Raw genomic sequence first — 8,445 nt, forward strand, 5'->3', positions numbered from 1 at the left:
CGCTCGGCGTCGGCGGGAAGAACGCGTGTCCGGGCCGCGGACGTGCCGTCCGCCGCAGCCGCGAGGAAGCGCGCCGCGTCGGCCGCCGAGGGCCGCCCGTCCCCCTCGCGGCAGTGCGCCGCCAGCGCGGCGATCCCGTCCGGGGCGCCGTCGGAGCCGTCCGCCAGGCACGCGGCGATGATCTCCCCGAGCGCCCGCACGTCGTCGCCCGCGCCGCCGGTCGCCTCCGGAGCGCGCGTCCCGGCACGGGCCAGCGCGCCCGCCGGGCCGAGGCCGAGCAGCTTGACCCCGTCCGCGGTGAGGAACACCTCAGAGGTCGTCAGCGCCCCGTGCGCCGCCCCGCAGGCATGGACGGCGGCGAGGGCCTCGGCGACCCGCGCGCAGACGTCCACGGCCTCCTGGGGCGCCGGCAGGCCCCGCGTCAGGCGGCGGGCGAGGGTCTCGCCGCTGAGGAACTCGGTGACGACGTACATCAGCGCGCCGCCGTCCGTCCCCTCCTCCTCGCCGAAGTCGTAGGTGGTGACCGCGCAGAGATGCGCCGGAGACGCCGCGGCGCGCGTGGCGTCCCTGATCCGGTCTCGCAGCGCGCCCTCGGACGGCGCCACCGCGAGGAACGTCACGGCGACGCGCCGCTCCAGCAGCGCGTCGCGCCCGCACCACACCTGCGTCCGGCCGTGCCGGGCGAGGCGCCGTTCCATGCGGTACCGGCCGTCCAGCAGAAAACCCGGGTCCACGGGACCTCCCCTCTGGCGCGGGGATGGCGTTCACCCAGGGGGCAGTACGCACGCGGGACCCGGTCCGGATCGGCCGCGGGACGATCCGCACGGATCAGCGGGCAAAAAGTTCGGACCGGCCGGGTTTCGGCTCGTGGCCGGAGCAGGCCAGCGCCGGGACTTGCGCTTTCGCGGAGATGTGCTGAGGCCGCCGGCCGGCGTCAAGCCGAGGCATCGGGGCGGTGGCGTGAAGGCCATGAGACATGAAAAGCGGCGCCGGGTGGATACGGGGGCAACCCACCCGGCGCCGCATCATCGGTGTTCCGACGGGGGCCCGGAACACCGGCACGGGCGCTCCGACGGGGGACCAGAGCGCCGGTACAAATCGTACACCGAAACCCCCCGCGGTTAGTCAAGAGAATGTCACGACCCGATTTCCGGTCGCTGTCCGGAAACCCGCTTCTGTTCGGGGCCCTCGTGGTCCTCGAAGCGCGCCGACGGCGTCGGCTCCCGGCCGCCGTTCGCGAAGATCACCGCGACGTACGGCAGGAACAGCGCACCGACCACCAGGGCCGCCGCGAGCCACACCGGTGCCCCGGCCACCACGCTGACGACCGCCCCGACGAAGCAGACCGTCCGCACTCCCATCGACCACAGGTAGCGCCGCTGCCGGTGGCCGATGTCCTCGGACATGGGGCGGGGAGCGTCGGTGACCGTGTAGACCTCCGGCCCCCGATGGTGATTGACCTTCACCATTCCACGGTAAGCCCATGGAGTCCGATAGGCGACAGCAGGACGGTCAAGACATGGGAGGCACGACATGACGGACCGCACGTACCGGGTGACGGAGATCGTCGGCACCTCGCCGGAGTCCGTGGAGACCGCCGTCCGCAACGGCATCAGGCGCGCCTCGCAGACCTTGCGCCACCTCGACTGGTTCGAGGTGAAGGAGGTGCGCGGCCAGATCGAGGACGGCGAGGTGGCGCACTACCAGGTGACCCTCAAGGTCGGTTTCCGCCTAGAAGACGCCTAAGGGGTGTGGGGGGGCGACCCCCCACACCCCCCGCGGCGGGGTGAGCGGCACCTTCCGCTCCGCTGGCGCTCCGCTCCAGGCACCGCTCACCCCGGCGGGGGGCCGGCCCCCCGCGCCCCCCGGCGGGGGCTCCGCCCCCACACCCCCGAGGACGAGGGGGCTCCGCCCCCACGTGTCTAGCTCGCTTGGGAGACTGTTGACATGTTGAAGTCGGCCACCCGCAGTGCGGGCATGGCGGCGCGGGTGAAGTAGTCCGACCATTCGCGTGGCAGCGTCGGGACGGTCTCGCCGACCTCGGTGAGGCGGGACAGCAGGTCGACGGGGCTCTCGTTGAACCGGAAGTTGTTCACGGCGCCGACGACCTCGCCGTTCTCGACGAGGTAGACGCCGTCGCGGGTGAGGCCGGTCAGCAGGAGGCTCTGCGGGTCGACCTCGCGGATGTACCAGAGGCACGTGAGCAGGAGTCCCCGTTCGGTGCGGGCGATCATCTCGTCCAGGGACGCGCCGCCGCCGGGGCCGGTCATCGACAGGTTGTCGATCGACGGGGTGAGCGGGAGTCCGGTGCGTTCGGCGGAGTGCCGGGTCTGGGTGAGCGAGGTGAGGGTGCCGTCGGTGATCCAGTCGGTGGTGCCGAGGGCGAGGCCGTTGTCGAACACGGATGCGTCGCGGCTGGAGGCGTGCGCGACGACGAACGGGGCGCATTCGAGGCCGGGTGCGGCGGGGTCGCTGGACAGCGTGACGGGCAGGCCGGCGAGCTTCTCGCCGACGCGGGTGCCGCCGCCGGGGGCGCTGAACACGGTGCGGCCGTCGGCGGCGTCCTGGGCGCCCGCGGACCAGTACAGGTAGATCATCAGGTCGGCGACGGCGGACGGCGGCAGGATCGTCTCGTAGCGCCCGGCGGGCAGGTCGACGCGGCGGGCGCCCCAGCCGAGCCGGCGGGCGAGGCCGGCGGCGAGGCCGGGGACGTCGACGTCGGCGAAGTCGCGGGTGCCGACGCCGGCCCAGGTGGAGCCGCCGTCCCCCTTGGCGTTCAGCTCCAGGAGCCCGGTCGGCTGGTCGTGGCGGAGCCGGAGCCCGGCGGAGGTGCCGAGGTACGTCGACGTCTGGACGTGGTTGGCGAAGCCGTACAGCCGGTTCCCGGCGGACTCGGCGGCGGCGAACGCCTCGCCGAGGGCGGGGGCGACGCCTTCGAACACGCCGATGCCGGTCTCGGCGGGCGGGTCGTCCCAGCCGGTGGCGGCGGGCGCGTCGGCGACGAGCGGCGCGGCGTCCTCGGCGGCCTCGTTCCCGGCGGCGTCGGCCTCGGCGGCGCGGACGAGGTCCTCGATGCCGTCGGCGCCGACGGCGGACCGCGACACCACGCCCGCGGCGACGCCGTCGCCGGTGCGGCGCAGCGCGATCACGGTGAGCCGGGTGGAGCGGGTGACGCCGTTGGTGGTGAGGGTGTTGCCCGCCCACCGCAGGTTCGCGGTGGTGGACTCGTCGGCGATGACGATGCAGTCGTCGGCGCGGGACAGGGCGAGGGCCCGTTCCACGGCCTCCTGCGGCCTGATGGTGCTCACTGGCCGGCCTCCTGCAGGGTGTTGAGGATGTTGACGCCGCGGAACAGCGCGGACGGGCAGCCGTGGCTGACCGGCGCGACCTGCCCCGGCTGGCCCTTGCCGCAGTTGAACGCGCCGCCGAGCACGTAGGTCCGCTCGCCGCCGACGGCCTCCATCGAGTTCCAGAAGTCGGTGGTGGTGGCCTGGTAGGCGACGTCGCGGAGCTGGCCGGCGAGCCGGCCGTTCTCGATCCGGTAGAACCGCTGCCCGGTGAACTGGAAGTTGTACCGCTGCATGTCGATCGACCAGCTCTTGTCGCCGACGATGTAGATGCCGCGGTCGACGCCGGAGATCAGCTCGTCGGTGGACGGCCCGTTCCGCGCGGGCTGCAGCGACACGTTCGCCATCCGCTGGATCGGCATGCTGGACGCGGCGTCGGCGAACGCGCAGCCGTTGGAGCGCTCCGCGCCGGTGAGGCGGGCGATGCGCCGGTCGGTCTGGTAGCCGGTGAACAGCCCGCCGGACACGATCTCGAACGACTGGGTCTCGACGCCCTCGTCGTCGTAGCCGATGGTGGCGAGGCCGTGCTCGGTGGTGCGGTCGCCGGTGATGTTCATGACCTTGGAGCCGTACTGCAGGTTCCCGAGCTTGTCGGGGGTGGCGAACGAGGTGCCGGCGTAGGCGGCCTCGTAGCCGAGCGCGCGGTCCAGCTCGGTGGCGTGCCCGATCGACTCGTGGATGGTCAGCCACAGGTTGGACGGGTCGACGACGATGTCGTAGCGGCCGGCCTCGACGCTGGGCGCGGCGAGCTTCTCGGCGAGCAGCTCGGGGATGCGGGCCAGTTCGCCGTCCCAGTCCCAGTGGGCGCCGGTCAGCCATTCCCAGCCGTATCCGGCGGGCGGCGCGAGGGTCCGCATCGTGTCGAAGACCCCGTCGGCGATGCCGACGGCGTTCACGACCGGGTGCAGCCGGACGCGCTGCTGGATGGTGACGGTGCCGGCGAGGTCGGCGAAGAACTTGTTCTCCTTGACCTGCAGCAGCGTGGCGTCGACGTGGTCGACGCGGTCGTCGGCGAGCAGCCCGCGGCTCCAGTCGGCGAGCAGCGCGATCTTGTCGCCGGTCGGCACGTCGAACGGGTCGGTCTCGTAGGAGGACACCCAGGTGCGCTCGCCGTGCGCGGGTTCGGGCGCCAGCTCGATGGGCTCGCGGTTGACGGCGCGGGCGACGGCGGCGACCTCGACGGCCTGCTCGGCGACGCGGGCGGCGCCGGCCGCGGTCAGGTCGATGCCGGCGGCGAAGCCCCAGGTGCCGTCCTTGACGACGCGGACCGACAGGCCCACGTCGTCGGCGTCCAGGGCGGTCTCCAGGGCGGCGTCGTGCAGCCGGAGGGTCTGGCTGCGGATGCGTTCGAGGCGGAAGTCGGCGTGCTCGGCGCCGAGTTCCCTGGCCCGGGTCAGGGCCGCGTCGGCCAGCGCGCGCAGCGGCAGCGCGGTGAAGGCGGGATCGATGTCATGCACCTTTCGCAACCTACCCCGGAGATCGCTTCCGCCCCACCGGTGCGGGCGGGCGAACAAAGCGGGGGTGCGGATCTTGTCGGTAAGGCACATCCTGTTCCCGCGCGGGGGCCGCTAGGGTCAGGCGATGTCGTCCCAGGACGGCGACTCCGGGGGCGGCCGCCCCGCCGCGGGCGGCCCCGCGCGCACCGCGAGCCGCGCGCCGGAGACGGGAACACAAGCAGCCTACGAGAGGGTCGTGATGAGTCGCTCTGTCCTCGTGACCGGGGGGAACCGGGGCATCGGCCTGGCCATCGCCCGCGAGCTGGCCGCGGCGGGCGACGCCGTCGCCGTCACCTACCGGTCGGGCGAGCCCCCGGAGGGGCTGTTCGGCGTGCGCTGCGACGTGACCAGCGCCGAGGACGTCGACGCGGCCTTCGCGAAGGTCGAGGCGGAGCAGGGCAAGGTGGAGGTGCTCGTCGCCAACGCGGGCATCACCAAGGACACGCTGCTGGCGGTGATGAGCGAGGAGTCGTTCACCTCGGTGCTCGACACCAACCTGACCGGCGCGTTCCGGGTCGCCAAGCGGGGCGTGAAGGGCATGATGCGGGCCCGCACGGGGCGCATCGTGCTGGTGTCGTCGGTGGTCGGGCTGCTCGGCTCGCCGGGGCAGGCGAACTACGCCGCGTCCAAGGCGGGCCTGGTCGGGTTCGCGCGGTCGCTGGCCCGCGAGCTGGGGTCGCGGAACATCACGGTGAACGTGGTCGCGCCCGGGTTCGTCGACACCGACATGACCGCGGTGCTGACCGAGGACCAGCAGAAGGGGATCACCGCGGCGATCCCGCTGGGCCGGATCGCGCGGCCCGAGGAGATCGCCAAGGCCGTGCGGTTCGTGGCGAGCGAGGACGCCGCCTACATCACCGGGGCCGTGATCCCGGTCGACGGCGGCCTGGGAATGGGGCACTGACGGTCATGGGAATCCTCGAAGGCAAGCGCATCCTGGTCACCGGCGTCCTCACCGACGCCTCGATCGGCTTCCACGTCGCGCGGGTCGCGCAGGAGCAGGGCGCCGAGGTGGTGCTGACCGCCTACCCGCGGCCGACCCTCACCGCGCGGACCGCGAAGCGGCTGCCGTCCGGCCCGGAGAACCCGCCGCCGGTCATCGAGCTCGACGTGATGAACACCGAGCAGCTGAACGCGCTCGAGGGCAACCTGCGCGAGCACGGCTTCGACCACCTCGACGGCGTCATGCACGCGATCGGCTTCGCGCCGCAGACCGCGCTCGGCGGCAACTTCCTCGAGACGCCGTGGGAGGACGTCGCGACGGCGGTGCACGCCTCGACGTACTCGCTGAAGTCGCTGACGATGGCGTGCCTGCCGCTGATGAAGGGCGGGGGCTCCGTCGTCGGCCTGGACTTCGACGCGACCAAGTCGTGGCCGGTGTACGACTGGATGGGCGTGGCGAAGGCGGGCCTGGAGTCGTGCGCCCGCTACCTGGCCAAGTACCTCGGCCCGCAGGGCATCCGCGTCAACCTCGTCGCGGCGGGCCCGCTCGCGACGATGGCGGCCAAGAGCATCCCCGGGTTCGAGGGGATGACGGAGCTGTGGCCGAAGGCGGCCCCGCTCGGCTGGGACATCAAGGACAGCGAGCCGACCGCGCGGGCGTGCGTGGCGCTGCTGTCGGACTGGTTCCCCGCCACCAGCGGCGAGATCGTCCACGTGGACGGCGGCCTGCACTCGATCGGCGCGCCGGACGTGTAAGCGGCGCGGCCCGTGCGAACGGTGAGGCCCCTTCCCCGAGCCGGGGGAGGGGCCTCTCGCGTTCGCGTCAGCGGCGTCGGGCGGCGGCGGACCGGCGGAGGGACCGTCCCGCGACGCTGATGTTGAGCGCGGCCACGGCGCCCGCGGCGCCCGCCGCGGCGGCGACCCAGAGCATCTGATCGCTCTCGTGCTCGGAGGACGCGACGGGCGAGATGAGGCGCGTCTGCGGCATGGCGGCGCTGCCCGGGGCGGCCCGGTAGGCGTTCGGGTCGGCCGCGATCTCCGGGGTGGGCAGGACGCCCGGCAGCCCGGAGGAGGGCAGGGGCGCCTTGTCGTCGTAGGGCTTGAGGCCCGAGCCGCCGGTCATCGCGGACGGCCCGCTCCCCGCGCCGCCGCCCGACGGGACCGAGCCGGATCCGCCGGAGCGGGCGGGCGCCTTGGTCTTCTTCGGCGCCGGCGCCTTCGGGACGGCGGGCTTCTTGGTCTGCTCGGTGGGCGTCGGCTTCGGCGTGGGCGTCGGCGTCGGGGTCAGCGCCTTGCGCAGGTTGCCGAGGTTGCACTTCCAGTTCTCGATGGTGCTGGCCGGGTCGGTGCCCTTCTTGCAGGTGTCCGCCGCCGCCTCGCCCGCGGGCGCGGCCAGGACCAGGACCAGGGCGCCCGCCGAGACCGCGGCCGAAGCCGTACCGAGCCGCCTGAGCCGCTGGGGCATGTCGCTCCTCCGCCTACCGGTGATGCTGTTGTTGACAGCTGGTCCAACGAAAGAAGGACACAGAGGTCACGGTCAAAACGCGCGCCAATGGGTCAGATCGTGCCCCATGCGCGCCCAACCGTAAACCGCGACACGGCGGTTTCTTTACCGCATCACCAGGCGCGCCAGCCGCGTCCGCCGCTCCCGCGCCCCGGCCTCCTTGACGGCCCTGGCCAGCGCCGGTCCGGCCGCCTGGACCACCGACAGGTGCCGGCGCGCCAGCCCGAACGCCGTGGCCACCAGCGGCCGCGACAGCCCGTCCGGAACCAGCACCGCGACGACCGCCGGACGGCGCGTCCCGCGCGCCTGCGCGACCGGCACCGCCCACCCGTGCCGCAGCCGCGCCGCGTCCGCCGGCGCGACCGTCACCGCGCCGCCGGGGAACTCCACGTCCAGCCCGTGCGGGCCGCCTCCGGTCACCACGCCGGTCTCGCCGACCGCGGCCACGGGGAGCGGCGCCGCCACCACGACCCGGTCGCCGGGGTCCATCCCGCCGAACGCGCCGGGGCCGGGGTTCAGCCGCGCCTTCAGCGCCGCGTTCAGCGCCGCGGTGCCCGCCTCGCCGCCCGCGGCCGCCGCGACGACCTGGACGTCCTCCACCGGGATCCCGAGCGCCCGGGGGATCGAGTCGGTGACCAGCTGCACCGCCCGGTGCACGGCCTCGGCCGGGTCGCCCGCGGGCACGATCACCACCTCGCGGCCCGGCGCGTCCACGGCCGCCAGCTCCCCGCCCCGCACCGCCTCGGTGAGCGCCGCGACGGGACCGGCCGGCGGCTCGGCGTCCAGCTCGACGACCGGGACGGTCTCGGACGCCTCCAGGTCGTCCAGCGGGCGGCCGGGACCGGCGGGCGGCGGCGAGCCGGCCTCGGCGCACAGGACGAGGTGCGCGCCGTCCGGGCACGCCTCGACCAGCACCGCGCACAGCTCGACGTCGAGCGCCGCCGCCTCCGTCACCACGATCAGGTCCAGCTCGAAGGGCCGTTGCTCGCCGCGCCCGTAGACGACGGCGCCGGGCGCCGCCGCGGCGCCCTCCTGCGGCTCCAGCAGGCGGTGCAGGCTCGCCACCACCGGCGCCGGCCCCTCATCGGGGAGCGCATCGGGGAGCGCGGCGGCGAGGTCGGCGGCGAGGTCCGCGGCGGCCCGCTCGGTCGGCACG

7 protein-coding genes and 2 pseudogenes are annotated in these 8,445 nt (G+C 74.2%); 3 read left to right on the forward strand and 6 right to left on the reverse strand.

All coding sequences use genetic code 11. The annotated features are described in order from the left end of the window. Together F9B16_RS46635 and F9B16_RS46640 are read right to left on the reverse strand one after the other, a co-directional pair. Nucleotides 1-734, reverse strand: a pseudogene (locus tag F9B16_RS46635) (hypothetical protein); the annotation flags it as partial. A gap of 402 nt (nucleotides 735-1,136) precedes the next feature. Then, nucleotides 1,137-1,466, reverse strand: a complete 330-nt coding sequence (locus F9B16_RS46640; RefSeq protein ID WP_192809337.1) for a DUF3099 domain-containing protein — start codon at nucleotides 1,464-1,466, stop codon at nucleotides 1,137-1,139. A 67-nt stretch (nucleotides 1,467-1,533) separates the two neighbouring features. Here F9B16_RS46640 and F9B16_RS46645 point away from each other — a divergent pair, with 67 nt between their 5' ends. Further along, nucleotides 1,534-1,746 carry a dodecin gene (locus tag F9B16_RS46645; RefSeq protein WP_151546703.1) on the forward strand — a complete coding sequence of 71 codons (213 nt, stop codon included), beginning with the start codon at nucleotides 1,534-1,536 and terminating at the stop codon, nucleotides 1,744-1,746. Nucleotides 1,747-1,922: 176 nt separating this feature from the next. On the opposite strand, the gene F9B16_RS46650 is transcribed toward F9B16_RS46645, so the two are convergent. Both F9B16_RS46650 and F9B16_RS46655 read right to left on the reverse strand, forming a co-directional pair. After that, nucleotides 1,923-3,299, reverse strand: coding sequence for a metallopeptidase TldD-related protein (locus F9B16_RS46650; RefSeq protein ID WP_151546707.1), 1,377 nt, complete (start codon nucleotides 3,297-3,299; stop codon nucleotides 1,923-1,925). Nucleotides 3,300-3,304: 5 nt separating this feature from the next. Next, nucleotides 3,305-4,804 carry a TldD/PmbA family protein gene (locus F9B16_RS46655; protein ID WP_151546704.1) on the reverse strand — a complete coding sequence of 500 codons (1,500 nt, stop codon included), beginning with the start codon at nucleotides 4,802-4,804 and terminating at the stop codon, nucleotides 3,305-3,307. 238 nt (nucleotides 4,805-5,042) lie between these two features. Between F9B16_RS46655 and F9B16_RS46660 the strand changes: the two genes are divergently transcribed. Together F9B16_RS46660 and fabI are read left to right on the forward strand one after the other, a co-directional pair. Next, nucleotides 5,043-5,747 (forward strand): beta-ketoacyl-ACP reductase, encoded by a 705-nt coding sequence (locus F9B16_RS46660; protein WP_151546705.1) that lies wholly within the window; start codon nucleotides 5,043-5,045, stop codon nucleotides 5,745-5,747. A 5-nt stretch (nucleotides 5,748-5,752) separates the two neighbouring features. Further along, nucleotides 5,753-6,541, forward strand: a complete 789-nt coding sequence (fabI, locus tag F9B16_RS46665; RefSeq protein ID WP_151546706.1) for an enoyl-ACP reductase FabI — start codon at nucleotides 5,753-5,755, stop codon at nucleotides 6,539-6,541. A gap of 67 nt (nucleotides 6,542-6,608) precedes the next feature. Here fabI and F9B16_RS51840 read toward each other — a convergent pair whose 3' ends face one another. Further along, nucleotides 6,609-7,250 (reverse strand): hypothetical protein, encoded by a 642-nt coding sequence (locus F9B16_RS51840; protein WP_192809339.1) that lies wholly within the window; start codon nucleotides 7,248-7,250, stop codon nucleotides 6,609-6,611. Between the two features lie 144 nt (nucleotides 7,251-7,394). Further along, nucleotides 7,395-8,445: pseudogene (locus F9B16_RS46670) on the reverse strand (helix-hairpin-helix domain-containing protein); the annotation flags it as partial.

This window comes from Actinomadura montaniterrae (assembly GCF_008923365.1).
Taxonomy (GTDB): Bacteria; Actinomycetota; Actinomycetes; order Streptosporangiales; family Streptosporangiaceae; genus Spirillospora; species Spirillospora montaniterrae.

Bases quoted from the DNA above. Each gene is read 5' to 3' on its own strand.
- F9B16_RS46660 (WP_151546705.1), top strand. From the start codon at position 5,043: ATGAGTCGCTCTGTCCTCGTGACCGGGGGGAACCGGGGCATCGGCCTG.
- F9B16_RS51840 (WP_192809339.1), bottom strand. From the start codon at position 7,250: ATGCCCCAGCGGCTCAGGCGGCTCGGTACGGCTTCGGCCGCGGTCTCG.
- F9B16_RS46645 (WP_151546703.1), top strand. From the start codon at position 1,534: ATGACGGACCGCACGTACCGGGTGACGGAGATCGTCGGCACCTCGCCG.
- fabI (WP_151546706.1), top strand. From the start codon at position 5,753: ATGGGAATCCTCGAAGGCAAGCGCATCCTGGTCACCGGCGTCCTCACC.